We start from the raw sequence: 22,913 nt of genomic DNA on the forward strand, positions 1-22,913 counted from the left end.
TTTATGCCTTTATATCTACCCCAAATCCAAGATTTATATTTTGATTATAAACATCAGTTTTTTTTACTTCTTCTTTTTTATCTTTATCAAAATCTAAAATATGAATATTCACAGGAATTAATTCAACAGAGTTCATAGCTCTTTTTAATTTGAAAATATTCTCTTTGATATCTTCTTTAAAATGATCTTTTGTTGCATAGATTGTTAAGTCAAGTTTATTTTTATCATAAAGTCCAAGTAAAAGCTTTGTTTCTCCAAACTCTTTTAGGTTTAGATTTATCTCACAATAAAACTTTTCATCTTTTCCTTCTTTCATGGAAATAGAACCATCTTCTAACATATCCCAAATAAAAGGTATATATACACTATTGCTATTTGAAACTAGCGATAAAAGTTGGTGATACTCTATTTGAGTTAGTACTTTATCAACTTGCTTTGCTGTATCACTTGCTTTTGGGTCAGTTGTATTTGTTGATAGTTCTTCTTGCACCTTTAACAAAATAGCTTTCATATCATTTTGTAAGTTTGCATTTGCACCTTTGGGATTTTCACCTCTATTTAGAGTTTGTATAAAGTTTTGTGCTGTTTGTTCAAGTTTTACTAAGGCTTTATCTATTTTTTCAAAGCTTGCTTGGTTTGTATTCCCTTGGTTTAGTTGTGCAACAGTTGTTTTTAAATCCTTTAATAAAGTTTCAATATTTGATGTTAAATTGTTAATAGTAGGCTTTAAATTTAAAGAATCCATATTTTTGTTTTGAAGTAGATTATCTATTTGATTTAATAAAACTTGTTTATTGGGAATGTTTTTATCTAAAATAAGCTCATTTTTTAAATTTTGTAAGATCTCTTTTACTTGAGTTAATGCTTCATTTTTTACTTGATTTGTTTGAAGTTGAGTTGCTAAGTTTTGTAAACTATTTACAATCTTATCAGGATTAACTACTTGTTTGTTCTGTAAAGAGACAATTACTTCTTTTAATGTAGCTAAGGTTTCACTTGCTTGGTTTGGAACAGCTTTTAAAGTAGAAGTATTTATATTTGTATTAAGTTCTTTACTTTGAAGTAAATTATTTATTTGTTTAAGTAGATTTTCCTTATTTGGTAGATTATTATTTTGTAAAATCTCATTTTTTAGGTTTAACAATACATCTCTTGTATTTGTAAAGGCTTCACTTTTATTATGCATAAGCTTTTCTACTTGAGTTGAACCATTATCTATTTTTGATTGAGTTAATTGTACTCGGTTTGATATATTTTTTAAACTATTTGTTAGTTGCTCTAAGTTTGCAGTTTGTTTATTTTGTAATGATTTACCAAGAGTTTCTAACTGTGAAGTTAAAGTTTTTAAATCTTTTATAGTTTCGCTAGGATTACTTTCTAGTCCTTTTAAATTTTGATTTAACAGTTTATCTATAGTTTGAGAAATGTTTTTTGCTTGTGGTAAATCAATCTGCTTTAAAATACTCTTTATTTGATTTAAAATATTTTCCAACTCTTTTGGTAAAGAAGTTTTACTTTGTGTTTGAGAAAGCATCTTTGCTTCTAAAAATACTCCTGATTTTTCAAGGGAGTTTTTTAATACTTTTTCATCAATATTTCCAAGGTTTTTTAATAAAGCTTCCAGTTGGGGTTTAAACTTCTGAAGGGTCTCATTTTGGGAAGTTTGTTTTAAAAGTGTTTCTATGTTTTTACTAAAATTCCCTAAATCCTTAAACACAGCAGAGTTTTTTAGTAAGTTCTCAATTGAAGCATTTGTTTTAGTTCCTGTTTTAGCCTGAGTAAAAAGGTCTTTTAATATATCATCTACACTAATATCACCACTTTTTATATTTGCTAAGGTTTTTATATCAGCTTGTTTTAAAGCATCTTTTAAAACTTTATTATCATTTGGCAAAAGAATTTTAAGTAGATTATTACTAGAAACTATCATAATTTTAAGTATATCATAAAATATTATATATATTGACATCAAATTTTTATTTTTGTACAATCAAATTGATTAATAAAGGTTGAAGATGAAATTTGAAGTAGTTACTCCTATTGATGGCTTTGAAAGAGAAAAAGAGTTTGAATTATCTAAATTAGATGACTTCTTTTTTATGATAAAAGGTGTTGAAACTGGCGAAACTATTAGACTTATGAGTTTTGGAGCCCTAAAGTCTTTGGAGTTTGAACTTCCTGAAGATTTTATAGCAAAGCTAGAAATAGAGAATATTTCTGATATTTCTATTTTTTATATATTTGTATTACAAGCTCAAACTTCTGATTCTTCAATGAATATTTTTGCCCCATTAATAATGAACAATAAATCAATGAAAATGGGACAAATACATTTAGATTTACATGAACTAGGTTTAGATAGTCTAAATGACATACTGCCAAAATTTTAAAAAAAGATTCGAATATTTATGCACGAAAAACAACTAAGAGTTAGATATATAAGAGTATTAGAGAAGTTCTTTACTAGAACTGTTTCTCTACTAAGATTAGAAAATTTTGATAAAGAGCTTTTCAAAGAGAGAACTAAAAAAAATTATGAAGATATAAAAAGAGTAAAGGCTGTTGACCTTAACTCTCCTTATCTTACTCAGTTAATCGCATTTATCAATAAAACACTTCAATATGCTGAAACTTCTAGTGAAGAGTTTGAAGAAGAAAGAGCATCTTTACTAAAAGAGGCTAATCATATTCAAAAAGAGAAAAAAAGAAGTACTTACAAAAAAGATAAACACAAAAAATCAAAATTTGATGATGGGTATTAAGATTGTCAGAATCTATTAATGAAGAACACAAAACCTTTAATCTTTCAGGGGTTTTGAAAAAAGTTTTATATAAAAATGAAGAAAATAACTACGTAATTGCAGTCCTTGAAAACAACCAAAAAATTTGTGGTAACTATTATGATACTGAGATTGAAAAAATAGTTGGAGAAGAGGTTTTATTAAGGGGAAACTGGACAACGCATAAAAAATATGGAGTTCAGTTTGAGTTTGAGACTTTAGAGTTAAAAGAAGCAGAGATGTTTTTTTTCTTAACTAAAATAGTAAAAGGTGTTGGAAAGAAGTTTGCAAAAGAACTTTTAGAAAAATACACAGAAGATGAACTTGTAAAAATACTAAATGAAAACCCAGGGGAACTTTTACAGTTTAAAGGAATAAAAGAGAAAAAACTAGAAAAGATAGTTGCTTCTTGGCAAAAGTTTAAACACTTAAGAGAGCTAGGGAAATTTCTATCAAAGTTTGGTGTAACTTCAAATTTAATTAATAAAATCTATTCTCACTTTAGTGAAGTAGATAATTTAATTGAAAAAATAAAAAACAATCCATATATTCTTATAAATATAAAGGGTATTGGTTTTAAAAGAGCAGATGAAATAGCAAAAGCTTTAGGTATTGACCCAAGGTCTGATTTTAGAATTAGTGCTTGTGTAAACTATACTTTAAGAGAGTTTTGTGATAACAATGGAAACTCTTCAATTGATAAGTCACATTTTTATAGACTCTTAGATGAAAATCTACATTTTAAAAATGAAGAGATTTTATATGAAAAAGTAGTTTCTGATATGCTTGTTGAAGAAGAAGTATTTCAAACTAGTGAACATAGAATCTCTCCTTCAATGTTATATTTTGCAGAAAGAAGAATTTTAGAGTTTTTTCAAAGAAGAGAAAACGAAAGAAATAAAAAGATAATTGCTTCTTTTGATGAATATATAGAAAAAAAAGAGAAAACTTTAGGTTTTACTTTAAGTGAAGAGCAGAAAAAAGCAGTTGAACTTATAAATGATGGTCATAAAACACTATTTTTAATTGGTTACGCAGGAACTGGTAAATCAACTTCAAGTAGGGCAGTTTTAGAGTTACTTGAAGAGATAGTTGCTTATGATGATATTATAACTATAGCTTTAAGTGGTATTGCTTCTCAACGAATATCTGATACTACAGGATATAATAGTTCAACAATACAATCTTTATTTGTAAAACATGAGGATAAAGAGTTTTTCCCCCATAAAGTAATTTTACTTGATGAAGCTTCGATGGTTAACTCTGTAATGTTCTATAATCTTATTAAAAAAATCCATGATGATACAATACTTATAATAGTAGGTGATGATGGACAGCTTCCTGCAATTGGAGCAGGTAATATTTTAGCAGATGCTATTAAATTTGATTTAGCACCAATATGTAAACTAACAAAAATTTATAGACAAAGTGAAGACCAAGCTATTGCTGTAATTGCAAATGATATTAGGCAAGGGCAAGTCCCTGAATACAAAAGTGACTATAAAGATTTTGAGTTTATTGATGTTTCTATAAACAATTATTATGCTGTAAAAAATTCAAGTTCTCAAAATGAGTTTTCTGATGTAAGAGCAAGAATAGGTGAGTCGATTTTAAATACAATTTTAAATATTTCTAGTCATTATATACGAAAATATTATGAATATATAAAGAAAAAAGAGATTTCTTCAGCATTAACACTTTTTCAAGTGATTACTCCTATGAAAGCAGGAGTTCTAGGTGTGGAAAATCTTAATATGCAGCTTCAATCACTATTTAATCACTCAAAAAAAGAGGGCTATAAAAGTAAACTTTATGAGTATAAAATGAGTGATAAAGTTATTCATATTAAAAATGAGAATATGAAAGCTCAAACTATGCATATGTATAAAACTGGCTCTACTGAATTTATGGAAAAAAGAGTTTTCAATGGACAACTTGGACTTATAATAAAGCTTGATACAGAAGAACAAAAATGTATAGTTTTATACCCAAATGATGATATGGTCGTATTTTATGAGTTTGATGAATTAAGCTCATTATTATCACTTGCTTATTGTTTAACGATTCATAAAACCCAAGGAATGGAGTATGAAAATGCTTTAATTCCAATGAGTTTTTCTCACTATATTATGCATAATACTAAGCTTTTATATACAGCAATTACAAGAGCTAAAGATATGTGTTTTATTGTTGGAGAGGAAGAGGCTTTTAAGAGTGCTTGTAAAAGAATAGAAACAACAAAACGTGAATCTGTAATAAATGACCTTCTTTCAAAAAAACTTTAAAATAATTTTACCTTTATAAAAGTAATCTTTATGTATTATATCTAAAATTTTTTAGAGGATAATATTTTATGATAACGTGGATGCAAAGACATAAAAAGTGGCTTGTTATAACTATTTGGATAAGTACAATAGCTTTCGTAGGAGCTGGTTTTGTAGGATGGGGGTCTTACGACTACGGTTCTAAAGGCGGTGCAGTAGCTGTTGTTGGTGATAGAGAAGTAACTGTTGAAGAATACCAAAGAGAGTATTCAAGTCTTTACGATCAATATGCAAGAATGTTTGGTAATCAGTTCAATCAAGAGATGGCTGATAAACTAAAATTAAAAGATGCAGCATATAAGTTAATTATTCAAAAAAATCTTATCTTATCATTTGCAGATGAATTAGGTCTTGATGTTACTAATGAAGAGATTGCAAAACAATTAGTTTTAATCCCAGCATTTTTAAAAGATGGTAAATTTGATAAAGACACATACATCAAAGTATTACAACAAAATAGATCAAACCCAACAGAGTTTGAAGCTTCAGTTAAAAGAGATTTACTTTTACAAAAGATTGAATCACTATTTCAAATTCAAGCAAATGCTAAAGAGTTAGAAAACTTAAACAAACTTCTATTTGCAGAAGATAAAGTAAGTATCAAAATTCTAAATGCAAACAATGTAAAAGTTAATGTAACAGAAGATGAGTTAAAAAAATATTGGGAAGAAAACAAAAATAGTTATGTTTCTGAACCAACTGTTAAGTTAGCAATTGAAGAAATCAATGTTGAGCAAGGAGCTTTTTCAGAAGATGAGTTAAAAGAACACTACAATAACTTTAAAACTGATTATAGACAAGAAGATGGAAAACTTAAATCATTTGATGAAGCAAAAGAAGACATGATTCAAGTATTAAGTGAAAAAGCCACTAAAAAAGAAGCTCTAAAAAAATATTTAAAACTTAAAAAAGGTGAAGAAAACTTCACAAAAGAGGTTGAAGTAGAAGAGAGCAAATTAGCATACTCTGCAGAAGGTTTAGAGAAAATTGATGGTGCAGTACCAGGAGATATTTTAAAACCATTTATCAACAATGGAAACTATGTAGTAGTTAAAGTTTTAAATAAAGGTCTTCCTAAACCATTATCTTATGAAAAAGCAAAAGAGCAAGTGGCTCAAAACTATGAAGCAGTTGCTTTAAATAGAGCTTTAGAAAAACTATCTAACGAAGAGTTAGAAAACTTCTCAGGAAAAAGCTTAGGTTATGTATCAAGAGACTCTTATGAAAAGATTCCTGAACTTCAACCACAAGAGGCTTTAACATTCTTAAACAAACTTTTCTCTAGTACTGAAAAACAAGGAAAAGTTAATTTAGGAAATAAAATTGTATTATATAAGATAGAAGATACAAGATTAGCACAATATGATGAATCTAAAAATGAAGCTGTTAGGTCAACAGTAGATAAATTATTAAATCAAGAGTTAATTAATAACTTAATAAAAAATTTAGAAAATAGGTATGAAGTTCAATCTTCAATCTCTTTAGAGGAGTAGTAATTGAATAAAACTCTTTTAGCAATTGACATTGGTTCGTCTAATATAACAGCAGTAATTGCTAGAAATAACTTAGATTATAAAATAAATATATTGGGAACTGGCTCATCAAAAAGTAGTGGGATAAATAAAGGTGTAATATCAAACATTGAGGCTGCTTCAAAGAGCATAAAAGATGCTGTATTGATTGCTAAAAAAAATACAACTGAAGAGTTTGACTCTACAATTGTATCTATTTCTGGGGCTTATACTAAAGGTATTAGAAGTGCAGGAAGTGTAAACGTACCAAATGGATTAATCACTGAAAATGAGATTAATCAGGTACTTCAAATGGCACTTTATAATGCAACAATAATTCCTGAATATGAAGTTGTTCATGTTATACCTATCTCATATAAAATTGATGACTCATCAGATGTAGAAAACCCACTAAATATGAATGGTTCAAGACTTGAAGCATCTGTTTTTGTATTAACTGCAAAGAAAACAGCTCTAACAAATATCAAATCTGCAATGAAAATTGCAGGTCTTTCTGTAAATAACTTTATATTAGATGGTTATGCTGCTGCTATTTCTGTTTTAGATGAACAGCAAAAGAAATTTGGTGCAACTGTTATTAATATAGGTTCTACAACTACTGAATTTGTATGTTATAGAGGTCATTCTATGATTTATAATGGGTTTATTCCTGTTGGTTCAAATCATATTACAAATGACCTTTCTGTAATGTTACATACACCACCATTAGCAGCTGAAAAGATTAAGACTGAGTATGGTGATTTATTAAAAACTAGTGAAGAATTAACTAACAAAAAGATTAGAACTCCAAGAATTGGAGATGAAAAGAACTCTTCTGAAGTATCTTTAGAATATGTTCAAACAATTGTTCATGCAAGAGTTGAAGAGACACTATCTTTAGTTAAAAAAGATTTAAAGAAAAGTGGAATTCATGAAAGCCTTGGTGCAGGAATTGTTCTTACTGGTGGAATGAGTAAACTAAATGGTCTTAAAGAGTTAACGACATTAGTTTTTGATAATTTTCCTACAAAGATTTCAAATCCAGTTAATATTGAGAATGGATATTTAAGTTTTGAAGACTCAAAGATGGCAACTATTGTTGGTATTTTACTTTACTCTTTAGAACCTAATAGAGGTTTTGAGTTAGATTCAAATAAAAACTTAATCAAAAAAAGAAAAACAAACGAAAATACAGCTAAGATGGAAGATGATATTGCTTTATCTACTGCTAAAGAAAAAGTTGTTCAAAAAGAGCAGCCAAAAGTTAGAAGAGAACAAGATACAAGCACATCTAAAACTAATCCAGATAGTGCAACTACACTTACTAGGTTGCCTGAAAACAGTAAAAAGAAAGGTGTAGGTAAGATCTGGAATATGATCACGGAGTGGTTCTAATGGATAATAACTTATTTAAGGTGGATGATATTAAAGTGGAAATGCCAAACAAAACTCTTTCAGATAATGTAGCCAAAATATCAGTAATTGGTGTTGGTGGCGGTGGTTGTAACATGATCAATCACATGATAAACGAAGGTTCTCATAAGATTGATTTAATTGCAGCTAATACTGACTTGCAAGTATTACATATATCTAAAGCACCTAAAAAGATTCAGTTAGGATTAAAACTAACAAAAGGTCTTGGTGCAGGTATGAAACCTGAGATTGGAAGAGACTCGGCTGTTGAAAGTTATGAAGATATCAAAACTGCTTTAAAAGGAGCAGATATTGTATTTATTGCTGCTGGTCTTGGTGGTGGAACTGGAACAGGTGCTGCTGCTATTATTGCTAAAGCTGCAAAAGAGATAGGTGCATTAACAGTTTCTGTTGTAACTAAACCTTTTACTTGGGAAGGTAAGAAAAGAGCAGGTCTTGCAAATCTTGGATTAGAAGAGATTAAAAAAGTATCTGATTCGATTATTGTTGTTCCAAATGATAGACTACTTGAGATTATTGATGAAAATGTAGGAATGAAAGATGCCTTTAAAATCATTGATAATATTCTTTATCAAGCAGTAAATGGTATGACAGAAGTAATTCTTACTCCTGGTAACTCTGATATTAATACTGACTTTGCTGATGTAAAAACAATTATGCAGCACAAAGGTATGGCTTTAATGGGTATTGGTAAAGCTAAAGGTGATGATGCTGCTCAAAGAGCTTTAGAAGATGCTATTGAGTCTCCATTACTTGATAAAGTATCATTAGGTGGAGCAAAAGGTATTTTAATTCACTTTAATATTCACCCTCAAGTATCATTATTTGCAATTAATGATGTTATGTCAAAAATTCATGAAACAATTGATTCAAATGCAGAAATTATCTTTGGTACAACATCTGATAACACACTAGAAACAGATGAAGTTAAAATCACAATTGTAGCTACAGGTTTTGAGTCTAAAAATGATGATCCAATAGTAGAGACAGAAGAATCAAGTGACAATAAAACTAAACAGTTAAATCCAGATGATGAAAACTATTTAGATATCCCACCTTTAATGAGAAACTATAGAATGCAATATAGTTTAAATAGAGAGTAGAAATTTTTCTACTCTTCAAAAATAACTACATCATAAGAGCTTTTTTTAATAACTAATGCTTTAGAGTTTGGAACAATTCCAAATTTATTTATATCTTTCATTTTTGCTTGATAAGAAGTAACTTCACTCTCAAGCTTTTCTATTTTTTTATTTAACTGTAGTATTAAATCAACACCTGCAAGGTTAATTCCCAATTCTCTTGTTAATGTAAGCACGTACTTAATATGGTCTATGTCTTTTTGAGAATATAGTCTTATCTTTCCATTTGTTCGAGAAGGCTTAATTAAACCTTCTCTTTCATATTGTCTTAGTGTTTGAGGATGAATATTTAATATCTCTGCAACTGCCGAAATCAAGTATACTGGTTCATTATATGCATTAGTATCCATAATATTTCTCCTAATATTAGTTTTCAGGTAGTTTTTCTTTTAAAACTTCTTGGAAGTCTTCATCTAAATCTTCAACTTTTGGTAAAACAATATTTGCTTTTAAATGAAGATCTCCTTTTGTTGATGTTTTTCTATCTAATACTCCAAGCTCTTTTACTCTAAACTTTTGATTTTGTTTAGTATTTTGTGGTACTTTTAAAGTAATAGTTTTATGAATAGTCTTTATCTCTACTTTTCCACCAAATAGGGCAGTTTTAAGTGGTATATCAAACACTTTAGTTAGTGTTGAACCATCTCTTTCATACTCTGGGCTAGAAGCTACATTTATCTTGATGATTAAGTCTCCTCTTTGTCCTTGGTATGATTTACCTTTTCCTTTAGCACGTATCTTTTGACCATCATTAATTCCTTCTGGAATTTTAACATCAAAAGAGTCACCATTTAAAGATATATGTTGTTTTCCACCTAAAACAGCTACATCAAAGGCAACTGTAATTTGTGCTTGAGTATCTAAGTCTGGTTCATCAAAACCTTGGTTGAATCCACCAAAACCTCCAAAACCACCTTGTGAGAAACCAGAAGAACCAAATCCTCCTCCTTGTTGTCCAAACATTTGTCTTAAAATCTCATCTAAATCAACACCTTGCCCTTGACCTCTTGCAAAGTCATGGAAGTTTTGACCACCAAACATTGAATCACCAAACTGATCATATTGTTGTTTCTTTTCTTGGTCACTTAAAACTTCATATGCTGCATTTATTTCTTTGAATTTATCTTCAGCTCCTGCGTCTTTGTTTACATCAGGGTGATACTTTCTTGCTAATTTTCTATATGCTTTTTTAATTTCATCAGCGCTAGCATTTTCACTAACTTCTAATGTTTCGTATAAACTTTTTGCCATTTTTTAACCTTTTAATTGTTCCAATTAAAAAGGACCATTCATATTTAACTTCTTTTAGTAGTGGAGGTAAACTCCACTTAAAGAAGCAAACTCTAAAGAGAGCAAAAGATTTGCTCTTATATCCCTTTAAGAAGAACATAAAATCTATAAATTATAATATATATTTTAGCATAAACTTGAGTCAAAGTCAATCAAGTTTATTTACAAAATAGTTTAACTTGAGTCATAAGTGCTAAATAAAAAATAGAGTTTTAAGAGTTTTTAATCATATTTTAGTAATGATTCACCTATGTTTGAAAAAGATGAATGGACACAGCAAGAGCTGTTTAAATATACAAAAGAGTTAGATAAACAAGGTATTAAAGTTGTACTTATTGATACAGTTTTAAAACCCTTAGAAAAGATTGAGACAATAACTTATAACCCTTATGAGATGAATGATTATCCAAAAGGTAGTGTATTTGTCTTTTACTGTGATACTGGAAAGACAACTAAAGAGAGACTAAACTACTATAGAAATAAATTCCCTGATTACAAATGTGTTAGTCTAAGAGGTGGAAGAGGTTATTGGCGACCAAACTATCAATTACTAGAAGAGATGAATTAATAAAATGAATAAAACCTATAAATATGTAATTATTGGAGCAGGAATTGCAGGATGTAGTACTGCTTATTTTCTATCTAAACATAGTAAATCGATTTTACTCATAGATAGAAATTGTGATTTAGCACAAGGAGCAAGTGGAGCAGCTGGAGCATTTCTTTCTCCTTTATTAGGAAAACCAAATAAATTTAAAGACTTAGTTACTGAAGCTTTAAAGTTTTCAACAGAGTTTTATAAAGAAATTACACCTAAAGAAATTACTAATTGTGGAGTAGTTAGGATACCAAAAAATAACGAAGATGAAGAAAAATTTCAAAGTTATAAACCCTATATGGATTTTGAATTTTCTCAAGAAGAGAAGGGCTATTTTTTTGAAATTGGTTCACAAGTTAACTCATATAATATCTGTAAAATACTAGCAAAAGATATAGAAAAAAAGTTTAAGTATGAAGTTGAAAGTTATAAAAAAGAGAATGATTTCTGGCTTATAAATGATGAAATAAAAGCAGAGAATTTAATTATTACAACAGGAGCAGATGTTTCATTAATAGAAGAAAAATATTTTAATATAAGAGCAGTATGGGGGCAAAAGATAGATATAGAATCTACAACTTGTATATCTAAAAATTACCATAAGGCTTGTTCACTTTCACATTCAACTAAACTTGAAGATAAAAATACTTACTTAACATCAATTGGTGCTACACACAATAGAATAGATTGTGATTTAAGGGTTTGTAACTGTTGTCTAAGGAAAAAAGAGTTAAGTGATATAGAGCATGATACTTATACAAAAGAGCTTGTGAAGAGTAATACTGAAGAACTACTAGAAAAAGGAAATGATATAAAACTTATACATGACCCAAAAGTTGTTGATGTTAAGATTGGACCAAGGGCTTCTAGTGTTGATTATTTTCCAATGGTTGGAAAACTTGTTGACTCTAAAAAAACATTAGAAGAATTTCCTCATTTAAAAAATGGTTCTCATATTAAAGATGAGATGATTAGTACAATTGATAACTTATATGTATTAAATGGTGTAGGTGGAAGAGGATATGTTTTATCACCTTATTTAGCAAAAAAGTTAGTTGATAAAATAGAAAAAAATAATTTTTTGAATGTGGAGATTTCTACACATAGATTATTTAAAAGATGGGTTAAAAAATTATTTTAATAAATCATTAATTTTATATTGATATTATCTTGTGAATTTTTTTAGGAAGGACTAAAATGGCAAATTTATTAAAAGTGATTTTTTTAGGTTTAGTTGGTTTTGCTCTACTTGTTTTCTTTACAGCAGAGAAACCAAAACAGATTGTAGCAAATGAAAATGTAGTTAATATTGTAAAGTATGATTCTTTACCTTCGGTTTTTGAAATTGTAGGAAAAGAAGATAAAGTTAAAAAAGAAGACCTTATTAAAAAAGGTGAAAAGACTTTAGTTGTTGTTGGTAATCATGATTCTTTATCAGTAGTAAAAGAGTTACCAAACTACTTTGAATTAAAAACTCCATATATCATGGTTGCAAATATTTCTGCTGCACCTTGGTTTGTAAAAAAGATGTTTATCCCTGGTAAACTTGAAGAATTAAATGAAGGTTCAAATGTTCCTATGATTTATGACTTTGAAGGTGATATGGTAAATACTTTAAATGTAGTTGATAATTCAAAAACAAAGTTTGTTGCATTTGTTGTTTCAAAAGAGGGAGCAATTTCAAAACTTTATGAAGGTCAAGTAAAAGAGGGTGCTTTAGATGGTTCTATGTCTGAAGAAGAAAAGAAAAAAGCACTACAACCACTATTTAACTCACTAAATAATATATAAGCTCACATTAATCTAATTAAGACAATTTTTGTCTTAATTAGAAAATCTACATAATTTTTATTAATTTCTTTTTAAGTTAATTTTGTATTATACTTGTACAGATAAAATATTTTAAAAGGATTATAAATGAAACACGAATTAATGAAATTACCATATGAACTAGATGCTTTAGAGCCACAAATGTCAAAAGAGACTTTAGAGTTCCATTATGGTAAGCACCACCAAACATATGTTACAAAATTAAATGGTCTTATTGAAGGAACTAAATTTGAAAATCTTTCTTTAGAAGAGATTGTAAAGAGTTCTGAAGGTGGTGTATTTAATAACGCTGCTCAAGTTTTAAATCATGATTTCTTTTGGAATGGATTAACTCCTAATGGTTCTGTGATTCCAGCAAATGTAGAAGCAGCATTAACAGAAACTTTTGGTTCTGTAGATGGATTTAAAGAAGAGTTTACAAATGCAGCAGTTAATAACTTTGGTTCAGGTTGGACTTGGCTTGTTAAAAATGCAGAAGGTAAGTTAGAAATCGTTTCTACTTCAAATGCAGCTACTCCTGTAACTTCTGGATTAACTCCATTATTAACATGTGATGTGTGGGAGCACGCATACTATATCGACGTAAGAAATGCAAGACCAGCATACTTAGAAAACTTCTGGGCTTTAGTTAACTGGAACTTTGTAGCAGAAAACTTAGCTAAATAAATATAATTTAAAATAAAAGAGGATTTCCTCTTTTATTTACTTAACCATTCTATTGCATCATCTTCTTTTTCAAAGGTCTTTATTTGACCACTAATAAACCAAGATGATACTTTTACACCAACTTCTATCCAAGTTTTATTTGTAATAATAGCAACTTTATCAAACTCATTGCCATGTTTTAATCCAAGTTTTAAATCATCCCAAGCAGCTTGAAATTCCCAACCTTTTAATTCACTACAATCTATTAGTGCTTTTATTTTTGGTTCATTTATCTCTTTTAGTGCATTTTCAATCATAGGAGTGATTGTTTGATAGTCTTGGTGGGTTAGGGTACCTATTGCTTTTAAATAAAGATATAGCTTAGTATTTGTTCTTTGTAGACCTATTGATAGCCCATGTTTAGATACGCTCATAATAGACTCCTTTAAAGATGTTCTATTATGATTGTATAGATTATTTGTTTAAAATATTAGAAAGTGATTTATTTAGAAGTTGCTACGTTAAATTTACCTACAGCACAAGAAACAAAACTTTTAGCTGTAGTAGCTGCTTTATCAAAGCCTGATAGTTCATCACTTGTAAGAGGATATCCTAGCTTTCTAAGGCTTAGTTTTAACTCTTCTTCTTTATTATCTTCTATCTCAAGAGTAATTTGCCTTGGCTGTACATCTAGGTTAACTTCAACTTCTCCAAAAGTTTCTTTTAAAGAGTTTATTAAAGTGTTAGCACAACCACCACATTTTACATTGTGTACTTCATATGTTTTTTTCATATTTATACCTTTTAATTTTTTGTAATCTTATCTAAGAAGTGTGAAAAATATCTTTAATCTTTAAAAAACTTATTTTCTAAAGTATCTATTAATTCTTGAACTGAAGAGATAGACTTATCAAAAAGCTTTTTTTGTTCATCATCTAATTTTAGTTCAAAAATCTTTTCTACTCCATTACTTCCAAGCATTACTGGAACACCACCAACTACATCTTTATATCCATATTCTCCATTTAAATATACTGAACAAGGATAGATTTTCTTTTGGTTGTTTAAAATAGCTTCTACCATTAAAGAAGTTGCGTGAGCAGGTGCATAATATGCTGAACCAGTCTCAAGTAGTTTTACTATTTGAAGACCACCATTTTTTGTTTTTTCAACTATCTCTTCAATCTCTTCTTTTGGAAGTAGTTCTGGAATAGGTACACCTGCAACAGTTGAGTAGTTTGGAAGTGGAACCATGTCATCTCCATGTCCACCCATTACAGATGATTCAATTTGTCCTGCTCCAAAGCCTATTTTTTCTAAGATAAAGTGAGACATTCTTGCACTATCTAGAATACCTGCCATTCCAACAATTTGATTTGCAGGAAAACCAGATGTTTTAAGTGCAGTATAAACCATAGCATCAAGTGGGTTTGATACGATAATAACAATTGCTTTTGAAGCATAAGTTTTAATATCATCTATTACACTTTTCATAATTTTTGCATTTGTAAGAAGTAAATCATCTCTACTCATTCCAGGTTTTCGTGGAATTCCAGCTGTGACAACTATAACATCACTATTTTCTAAATCTTTTCCATCACGTGCTGCTTGAACTACGGTATGAGATTTTGCAGCATTTGCACTTTGAGAAATATCTAATGCCATAGCTTGAACTATATTTTCACGTATATCTTTTAGGACAATAGAAGAGCAAATACCCTTATTTGCTAAAGCATATGCTAAAGTTGAGCCTACATTACCAACTCCAATAATACTTACTTTTTTGTTAATCAAGATATTTCCTTTTATTTTTTGAAATTATAACTTTTTGGGCATAAAAAAAGGCAAAGCCAAAGCTTCGCCTTTTATTTTTAGAACTTAATTATTAACCAATAATTGAGTTTAATGTAGCAGATGGTCTCATTGCAGCAAATGCTTTTTCATCATTTGGTAAGTAATAACCACCAATATCAGAAGGTTTACCGTGACCTGCAACTAATTCAGCAACGATTTTTTCTTCATTTTCAGTCATTGCTTTTGCAATTGGTTCAAACTCAGCTTTTAAATCTGCATCATCATTTTGTGCAGCTAATTCTTGAGCCCAGTACATTGCAAGATAGAAGTGAGAACCTCTATTATCAATACCACCTAATTTTCTTGAAGGTGATTTATCATTTTCTAGGAAGCTTCCAGTAGCTTTATCTAATGTTTCAGCTAATACTTTTGCTTTTGAATTGTCTTGAGTATTTGCTAAGTGCTCAAATGAAGCAGCTAATGCCATAAATTCACCTAATGAATCCCATCTTAAGTAAGACTCTTCAACGAATTGTTGAACGTGCTTAGGAGCAGAACCACCAGCACCAGTTTCAAATAATCCACCACCTTGCATTAATGGAACGATTGATAACATTTTTGCAGATGTTCCAAGCTCTAAGATTGGGAATAAGTCAGTGTTATAATCTCTTAATACATTTCCAGTTACAGAAATAGTATCAAGACCTTTTCTCATTCTCTCTAATGATTTTTTAGTAGCTTCTAATGGAGCCATAATAGAAATGTCTAAACCAGAAGTATCGTGATCTTTTAAGTACTCATTTACTTTTTTGATAAGTTCAGCATCGTGAGCTCTATTTTCATCTAACCAGAAAATTGCAGGAGTATCAGATAATCTTGCTCTAGTTACTGCTAATTTAACCCAATCTCTAATTGGAGCATCTTTAGCTTGGCACATTCTGAAGATATCACCTTCTTCAACGTCAAATGTAAATACATCATTTCCATCTTTATCAGTAACTTTGATAGTTCCTTTACCTTCAGCTTGGAAAGTTTTATCATGAGAACCATACTCTTCAGCTTTTTTAGCCATTAAACCAACATTTGGAACAGTTCCCATAGTAGTTGGATCTAATGCACCATTTTCTTTACAATCATCAATAACTGCTTGGAAAGATTTTGCATAACATCTATCTGGAATCATTGCTAAAGTATCTTCTTCTTTATCTTCAGTATTCCACATTTTACCACCACCTCTAATCATAGCAGGCATAGATGCATCAATAATTACATCTGATGGTACGTGTAGGTTTGTAATTCCTTTTGCAGAGTTAACCATAGCAAGTCTTGGTTGTTTTGCATATACAGCATCAATATCAGCTAAAATTTCAGCTTTTTTGTCTGCATCAACTTCATCTAACTTAGAGTATAAATCACCAAGACCATTGTTGAAGTTAACACCTAATGAATCAAATAATTCACCGTGTTTAGCAATTAAATCTTTGAAGTATACTTTAACAGCATATCCAAACATAATTGGGTCAGAAACTTTCATCATTGTAGCTTTTAAGTGTAAAGATAATAATACATCTCTTTCTTTAGCTTCATCAATTGCTTTTTGGTAGAACTCTTGTAATGCTTTTGCACTCATTCTTGTAGCATCAATAACTTCACCAGCTTCTAATGGAGTTGAAGCTTTTAATACTTTTTCATTTCCATTTTCGTCAACAAAAGAGATTTTTACATCATTTTCAGAAGTCATAGTAGTAGAAACTTCAGCACCATAGAAGTCATCAGCATCCATATGTGCTACGTCAGTTTTAGAATCTTTTACCCATTCACCCATTCTATGAGGGTTATTTTTAGCATAGTTCTTAACAGCTCCTGGAGCTCTTCTATCTGAGTTTCCTTCTCTAAGTACTGGGTTAACAGCAGAACCTAAGATTTTTGCATATCTTGCAGTAATCTCTTCAGATTCGTCATAGTTAGGTACTTTGTAACCTTTTGATTGTAGCTCTGCGATCGCTGCTTTTAATTGTGGAATAGATGCAGAGATATTTGGTAATTTTACAATATTAGCATTTGGGTCTTGAGTTAATTCACCAAGTTCGCTTAAGTGATCACCAATTCTTTGTTCTTCAGTTAAGTTCTCTGGGAAGTTTGCGATAATTCTTCCTGCAAGTGAGATATCTTTTGTTACCATTTCAATACCAGAGCTTTTTGTGAAAGCTTTGATAATAGGTAAAAATGAATACGTTGCTAAAGCAGGTGCTTCATCAACTTTTGTGTATATGATTTTTGACATGTCTATTCCTAAGTTTTGATTTTAAAGTAGAAACATCATATCACTAAATAAATTTATGATAAATGAAATTGTTACTTAAAAACCTAAGGAAATAATCTTTGTTTCAAAATTTCACATACTATTTAACATTATCCCAAAGAGATTTGATTGTAGAAGGTTTTTGTTTACTTACATCAGTATTCATTATTTTTTTAGCTTCTTTATCAAATTTGTTTTCAACTTTTTTCTCTTTAGTATAAGTTTTTGCTACACCTCTGTTTGCATTTATATTTTTAATATGCTCTTTATATGAGCTAGTAAATTTGTGTAAACCAGTAGTATTATCTCTTACAAAGTATAAGTAGTTGCTTTTTACTGGGAAAATAGCAGCTTTAATAGCATTTAGGCTAACAGCACTAATAGGATGTTCTGGAAGACCTCTATTTTTATATGTATTATATGAAGAGTTATCCTCTCTAATTCTTTGTGCTGTTACCTTAACATGAGAATATTTTCCATAATTTAAAGTTCCATCCATTTGTAAAGCCATACCTCGTCTAAGTCTATTATAAATAACACTTGAAACTAAAGGCATTTCATCTACACTTGCAGCTTCTTTTTGAATAATAGAAGCCATAACAATATAGTAGTACCATTTTTTCTTATCATAATATCCAAAGATTTTTTTAGAAAACTCTTCATACTGTTTATTTGTATTTGAGAAAAGATAGAATAGTAAGTGGTCTTCTTTCATTCCATATGGTAAAGAGTATGTTTCTGCTAAGATATTTCCATCTGCTTTATAAGCATGCTCATTATAGATTTTATTTAGTTTTTCTTCTGAAAGGTTGAATTTTTTTGCAATATCTTTTAAAAATACATATGAAGTTTCACCTGGAATTAAAGTGATATTTTTTAATGCTGCTTTTGAAGTTGTTAATTTATATAAAAAATCTGCTTTAGTCATGTATTGTGTTTTAAGATCAATCCAACCACTTTGAGGATAACCTAAAAATTTAATAATATATTTATCTACACTATTTAATTCATATCCTGTTTTGTTTAAATGTGATATAATACTGTTTGTACTACCTTTAGGAATATGTAATACCTTTGTTGAACTTACTGGAATATTTATATAAAATAGTACTGCAATTGCTGCAAGAAGGATAAACTCAATAATGCTAAAAGTTATTAAACTACTTATAATAACTCTATTAATCTTTTTTTTATTTTCCATTTCTCTCATTTTTACTGGGATTAAAATTGATTCTTTTTCGTTAGGTAATTTTTCAATTTCGAAATTGTATTTAAAATATGATAAAAAACTTATTTTAGAACTTGAAGAATTAGTTTTTGACTATGTTTCAAGTGATGAAGAAGTAAGTAGTGAAGACCTTAAGAAGAGGTTTCTTCAAGTACCTAAGATTTTGGACTATTTTGAAAAAATAGATATTGAAAGATTAAAGATAAAAAATAATGAACTTACTATTTTAATAGATAAAGAAGAGTTCTATATTGATAATAAAGATATGAACATCTCTGCAAATTTAAAATTTATAGATGATGAATTACATATGCAATTATACTCTTTATATGTAAAAGATTTAAATCTAACACTATTTGGTGAGTCTAAAGTTGATGCATCAAAAGGAGTTATCAATTTCTTTGGTTATTTCAATAAAGACAATATTGATGGAGAATTAAACCTAAATATAACAGAAAATATTTTAGATTTTTATGTAAATACAACTCATTCAATTAAATCAATAGGCTTTTTAAAAGAGATGTTTAGACTTGATGAAGTTGCAGAAGCATGGATGTATGATAATGTCGAAGGTGATATTGATTTAAACTATTTATATGGACAAGTTGATTTAAAAAAGCAAAATGCAATTTTGAACTCTATAAAAGGTGAAGCTATTATTAGTGATGCCAAAATTAGGTTTCATAAAGATGCTAAAACAGTTGATACTCCTAAATTAAAAGTTACATATGAAAACGATACCCTTTCTTTTGATTTAGAAAAACCAAAATATGGTAATAGTGAAATTTATGGAAGTAGGGTTTATATTCCAAATCTTACAAGTTTAGAAAAAGGTTTAGTTGTAGTTGATTTAAAAACTAACTCAATGTTAAATGATGATATTTTAGAGATTTTAAAAGCATATGAGATAAAACTACCACTTAAACAGTTTTCAGGTTCTGCAACTTCTACATTAGTTCTTAGAATACCTTATTTAGCCTCTAAAAAGATGGATATTGATGGAAGATTTATTTTAGATGATGCAACTTTAAAATTAAATGATTTTGAATTTTATACAAAAAAAGCAGATGTTGTTTTAAAAGATAATGATGTATATGTAAAAAAATCACTAGTAAAACATAAAGATTTAATAGAAGGTGTTTTAGATTTAGACATAGATACAAAAAGCTTAACTGCAAAGGGTGAAGTTGATGTGTCATCATTTAACATACTTGCTGATGAAAAAAGTTTAATTAATTTAACAGGTCAAAAAATACCTTTAAAAATAGACTTTAAAGATAATACAAAAATCTCTTTAGATAGCTTGAATTCAAATATTTTGATAGAAGATGAACTTTTTAAGTTAACAGTTAATGATTTAGGTATTTTATATCCATATTCAGACCTTTTAAAAGAGTTAGGAACAAAAGTAGGTAATCTAGAAGTTAATATAAAAGAAGAGAATAATATTTCCTTTAAAACAAAACTACAAGAGTTAGATTTTCCTTTTGAAAAGAATGGAAAGAAAATAACTGAACTAGAAGCAACTGGAATTATAACAGATGCTTTTACTGAAATTAAGACAGATAATTCAGATATTGATATTATCCTTAAAAAAGATGAATTAGCACTTTTAAAGTTAGATGGAATAGATATTGTATTAAATAAAGATGAAAACTCTTTAAATGGTAAAATTCCTTCTTTAAATATTGAGTTGAAAAACTCTAAAATTAAAGTTGATACAAAGAGCACTTACAAAGTAGAGTGGGCAAATATAAACCTTGATAATAACCAAGTTAAATTTGATGCAAAAGCTCTTGATTTGAGTTTGCCTTTTGAAAAAGAGGGCAAAGTTGTTAAAGACTTAGTTTTAAGCGGTCTTTATAAAGATAGTATCTTAGAGTTAAAATCAAAAGATAAAAATTTAAATATTAAATATCTTACAGATAAAAGTAAGGTTTATATTGACTTAAAAGATTATAACTTAGTTTATAATACTGATGAAGTAGACAATGAAGACAAAACTTCTTATTATATAAAAGGTATAAACTCTAATATAGTAGTAAATAAAGACTATGTTATAAAAGCTGAAGATTATGACTTTACTTTTGCAGAGCATTCAACAAATGTAGAGTTAAAGTATAAAGATACAAGTTTTCTTTATAATCAAGATTTTAATGGTAATTTAAAGCTAGAAGCTAAAAACATGAGTGATGAGTTTTTAAACTCTTTATTAAGTAAAGATTTAATAAGTGGTGGAAATGTAAATATAAGTGCCTATGGAAAAGATAAAATAGTAAATGGTACAGCCTTTATACAAAATAGTAAAATTAAAGACTTAGCAATATTAAATAACTTACTTATCTTTATAAATACTTCACCTGGACTAATTAATCCTTTATTAGCGATTCCATCTGTTGTGGGAATGGCTACAAATGGTGGTTTTAACATAAATGGTTATAGAGTAACAGATGGAAGAGTAGATTTCTCTTATGATTTTGATTCAAAGATTTTAAATATGTATAAAATCTTTACAAAAGGAAATGGAATTGATTTTGATGGAGATGCAAGTATCAATTTTGAAACTTCTCAAATTGACTCTAAATTAAAACTGATTTTCTTAAAAGATTATTCTAGAATAGTTGGGGAGATTCCTGTATTTAACTATTTATTCTTAGGGGATGAAAAAAGAGTAGATACACAAGTAGAGATATATGGAACTTTACAGAACCCAGAATATAAAACAAACTTAGCAAAAGATGGGATGAATGCTCCTGTAAACTTCTTTAAAAGATTGATAGAAGCACCAAAGAAAATATATGATTCAATAAGTGAGTAGAAAAAATTCTACTCATTTCTTAAAACATCGATAACATCAATGTTTGTAGCTTTTTTAGCTGGATAGTATGAAGAGATTAAAACAATAACTGCGGCTCCAATTACAATTGATACAAAATCAAAAGTAGAAAGGTCTAATGGTAGTTTTGATGTTCCATAAACGTCAGCAGGTAGGGAAATAATTTCAAAAGTATCAAGAATCCACATACCTAGGAAACCTAAACCTATACCAATTATAATCCCAGAAAACCCAATAATAGTTCCTAGTTTTAAAAATATTTTTTTAATTTCTTTAGAAGTTGCACCCATAGATAAAAGTAGGGCAATCTCTTTTCTTCTACTCATAACTGTCATAAGTAAAGAAGAGATGATGTTAAGTGATGCAACAAGGATAATTAGCATTAAAACAATAAATAAAGCTTTTTTCTCCATTTCCATTGCAGCAAAGAAGTTTCCATTTTGTTGCCACCATCCAACAACTCCAGCTCCACCATTTAAAGCTAAAAACTCTTTTAAGGGTTTAATATCTTTCATAGCATTATCAGAATAAACATGAATCCCATCATAAATAGTTTTAGGCTTTTTAAGAAGAGTTTGTAAGGCTTCTATAGATGTATAAACATAAGTTTTATCATAGGCATGAAGACCAGATTTAAATGAACCTTCATAGGTAAATCTTTTTAGTTTTGGCATCATTGAAAGACCAGTAGGACTTAAAGAAGTAAAGTAAAGAGTAACTTTCTCTCCTTGTGCTAAATACAAGTTCTCTTTAATACCATTACCAACTACGATATCATATTTATCTAGTTCTAGATTTTTTACAGCTTTTTCATAAATAGAGTTAATAGGAGCTTCTCTTTTTGGGTCAACTCCAAAAATCATACCACCATTCATAGATTCACCACTTTGAAGTATAACTTGCGAACTTAAATATGGAGAAAATTTTAAATTAGGAAACTCTTTTTCTAAAGATTTAAGAAGGTCATTATCAACACTGTTTTGAAATTTAGGATAGATAGATAGGGGATAGTTCATTGTAAAAAGTTTGTTTTCAAACTCTTTAGCAGTTCCATTCATTATTGCCATAGTTATGATTAAAACCATAACACCAATTGCAACACCAATAAATGCCAAAATGGCACTTATTGATATAAAAGGATTTTTTTTGTCAAACTTTAGATACTTTTTGACAATAAAATTTACTAATTCTTTATTCAA

The 22,913-nt window shown here is 28.9% G+C and carries 20 protein-coding genes; 11 read left to right on the forward strand and 9 right to left on the reverse strand.

From position 1 onward, the window contains the following. Position 1: 1 nt before the first annotated feature. On the reverse strand, positions 2–1,930 hold the full coding sequence (locus CRV02_RS03870) for a flagellar hook-length control protein FliK (protein WP_129089243.1): 1,929 nt from the start codon (positions 1,928–1,930) through the stop codon (positions 2–4). Between the two features lie 85 nt (positions 1,931–2,015). Between CRV02_RS03870 and fliW the strand changes: the two genes are divergently transcribed. The 6 genes from fliW (at position 2,016) to ftsZ (ending at position 9,152) form a co-directional block, all read left to right on the forward strand. Further along, the gene (fliW, locus tag CRV02_RS03875; protein ID WP_129089244.1) at positions 2,016–2,390 is read left to right on the forward strand and encodes a flagellar assembly protein FliW; all 375 of its coding nucleotides are present in this window, start codon (positions 2,016–2,018) and stop codon (positions 2,388–2,390) included. Positions 2,391–2,408: 18 nt separating this feature from the next. Continuing rightward, positions 2,409–2,762 carry a hypothetical protein gene (locus CRV02_RS03880; protein ID WP_258239221.1) on the forward strand — a complete coding sequence of 118 codons (354 nt, stop codon included), beginning with the start codon at positions 2,409–2,411 and terminating at the stop codon, positions 2,760–2,762. A 2-nt stretch (positions 2,763–2,764) separates the two neighbouring features. After that, positions 2,765–5,065 carry an AAA family ATPase gene (locus tag CRV02_RS03885; RefSeq protein WP_258239222.1) on the forward strand — a complete coding sequence of 767 codons (2,301 nt, stop codon included), beginning with the start codon at positions 2,765–2,767 and terminating at the stop codon, positions 5,063–5,065. Positions 5,066–5,133: 68 nt separating this feature from the next. Beyond that, on the forward strand, positions 5,134–6,597 hold the full coding sequence (locus CRV02_RS03890; RefSeq protein WP_129089246.1) for a peptidylprolyl isomerase: 1,464 nt from the start codon (positions 5,134–5,136) through the stop codon (positions 6,595–6,597). Positions 6,598–6,600: 3 nt separating this feature from the next. Beyond that, a complete protein-coding gene (gene ftsA / locus CRV02_RS03895; RefSeq protein ID WP_129089247.1) occupies positions 6,601–8,010 on the forward strand; it encodes a cell division protein FtsA in 1,410 nt (469 codons plus the stop codon). Then, entirely contained in the window at positions 8,010–9,152 is a 1,143-nt protein-coding gene (gene ftsZ, locus CRV02_RS03900) for a cell division protein FtsZ (protein ID WP_258238974.1), read from the forward strand. The genes ftsA and ftsZ overlap by 1 nt, the downstream gene beginning before the upstream one ends. Before the next feature lie 8 nt (positions 9,153–9,160). Here the strand turns inward: ftsZ and CRV02_RS03905 are convergent, their stop codons facing one another. Both CRV02_RS03905 and CRV02_RS03910 read right to left on the reverse strand, forming a co-directional pair. Next, on the reverse strand, positions 9,161–9,541 hold the full coding sequence (locus tag CRV02_RS03905; protein ID WP_129089248.1) for a heat shock protein transcriptional repressor HspR: 381 nt from the start codon (positions 9,539–9,541) through the stop codon (positions 9,161–9,163). A 16-nt stretch (positions 9,542–9,557) separates the two neighbouring features. Continuing rightward, on the reverse strand, positions 9,558–10,442 hold the full coding sequence (locus CRV02_RS03910; protein ID WP_129083385.1) for a DnaJ C-terminal domain-containing protein: 885 nt from the start codon (positions 10,440–10,442) through the stop codon (positions 9,558–9,560). Positions 10,443–10,731: 289 nt separating this feature from the next. Between CRV02_RS03910 and CRV02_RS03915 the strand changes: the two genes are divergently transcribed. The 4 genes from CRV02_RS03915 to CRV02_RS03930 all read left to right on the forward strand — a co-directional run bounded on the left by CRV02_RS03915 (position 10,732) and on the right by CRV02_RS03930 (position 13,575). Further along, positions 10,732–11,049 carry a hypothetical protein gene (locus CRV02_RS03915; protein ID WP_129089249.1) on the forward strand — a complete coding sequence of 106 codons (318 nt, stop codon included), beginning with the start codon at positions 10,732–10,734 and terminating at the stop codon, positions 11,047–11,049. 4 nt (positions 11,050–11,053) lie between these two features. Then, positions 11,054–12,220, forward strand: coding sequence for an FAD-dependent oxidoreductase (locus CRV02_RS03920; protein ID WP_129089250.1), 1,167 nt, complete (start codon positions 11,054–11,056; stop codon positions 12,218–12,220). A gap of 56 nt (positions 12,221–12,276) precedes the next feature. Continuing rightward, the gene (locus tag CRV02_RS03925) at positions 12,277–12,870 is read left to right on the forward strand and encodes a hypothetical protein (RefSeq protein WP_129089251.1); all 594 of its coding nucleotides are present in this window, start codon (positions 12,277–12,279) and stop codon (positions 12,868–12,870) included. 126 nt (positions 12,871–12,996) lie between these two features. Beyond that, positions 12,997–13,575, forward strand: a complete 579-nt coding sequence (locus tag CRV02_RS03930) for a superoxide dismutase (RefSeq protein ID WP_129089252.1) — start codon at positions 12,997–12,999, stop codon at positions 13,573–13,575. 32 nt (positions 13,576–13,607) lie between these two features. Here the strand turns inward: CRV02_RS03930 and CRV02_RS03935 are convergent, their stop codons facing one another. From CRV02_RS03935 to mltG, 5 genes are all read right to left on the reverse strand, one after another. Beyond that, positions 13,608–13,988 carry an STAS/SEC14 domain-containing protein gene (locus CRV02_RS03935; RefSeq protein ID WP_129089253.1) on the reverse strand — a complete coding sequence of 127 codons (381 nt, stop codon included), beginning with the start codon at positions 13,986–13,988 and terminating at the stop codon, positions 13,608–13,610. 68 nt (positions 13,989–14,056) lie between these two features. Next, entirely contained in the window at positions 14,057–14,347 is a 291-nt protein-coding gene (locus CRV02_RS03940) for a heavy-metal-associated domain-containing protein (RefSeq protein WP_129083391.1), read from the reverse strand. A gap of 53 nt (positions 14,348–14,400) precedes the next feature. Then, positions 14,401–15,348 carry a malate dehydrogenase gene (gene mdh / locus CRV02_RS03945; RefSeq protein WP_129083392.1) on the reverse strand — a complete coding sequence of 316 codons (948 nt, stop codon included), beginning with the start codon at positions 15,346–15,348 and terminating at the stop codon, positions 14,401–14,403. A 91-nt stretch (positions 15,349–15,439) separates the two neighbouring features. Beyond that, positions 15,440–17,632: an NADP-dependent isocitrate dehydrogenase gene (locus CRV02_RS03950; protein WP_129089254.1), complete on the reverse strand. Its 2,193-nt coding sequence runs from the start codon at positions 17,630–17,632 to the stop codon at positions 15,440–15,442. A gap of 118 nt (positions 17,633–17,750) precedes the next feature. Next, on the reverse strand, positions 17,751–18,851 hold the full coding sequence (mltG, locus tag CRV02_RS03955; protein WP_258238975.1) for an endolytic transglycosylase MltG: 1,101 nt from the start codon (positions 18,849–18,851) through the stop codon (positions 17,751–17,753). 64 nt (positions 18,852–18,915) lie between these two features. Here mltG and CRV02_RS03960 point away from each other — a divergent pair, with 64 nt between their 5' ends. Next, complete coding sequence (locus CRV02_RS03960; protein ID WP_164968958.1) at positions 18,916–21,696, forward strand: AsmA-like C-terminal domain-containing protein; 2,781 nt, start codon at positions 18,916–18,918, stop codon at positions 21,694–21,696. A gap of 8 nt (positions 21,697–21,704) precedes the next feature. Here CRV02_RS03960 and CRV02_RS03965 read toward each other — a convergent pair whose 3' ends face one another. Next, on the reverse strand, positions 21,705–22,913 hold the full coding sequence (locus tag CRV02_RS03965; RefSeq protein ID WP_129083396.1) for an ABC transporter permease: 1,209 nt from the start codon (positions 22,911–22,913) through the stop codon (positions 21,705–21,707).

Source organism: Arcobacter sp. CECT 8989 (assembly GCF_004116715.1).
Classification (GTDB): domain Bacteria; phylum Campylobacterota; class Campylobacteria; order Campylobacterales; family Arcobacteraceae; genus Halarcobacter.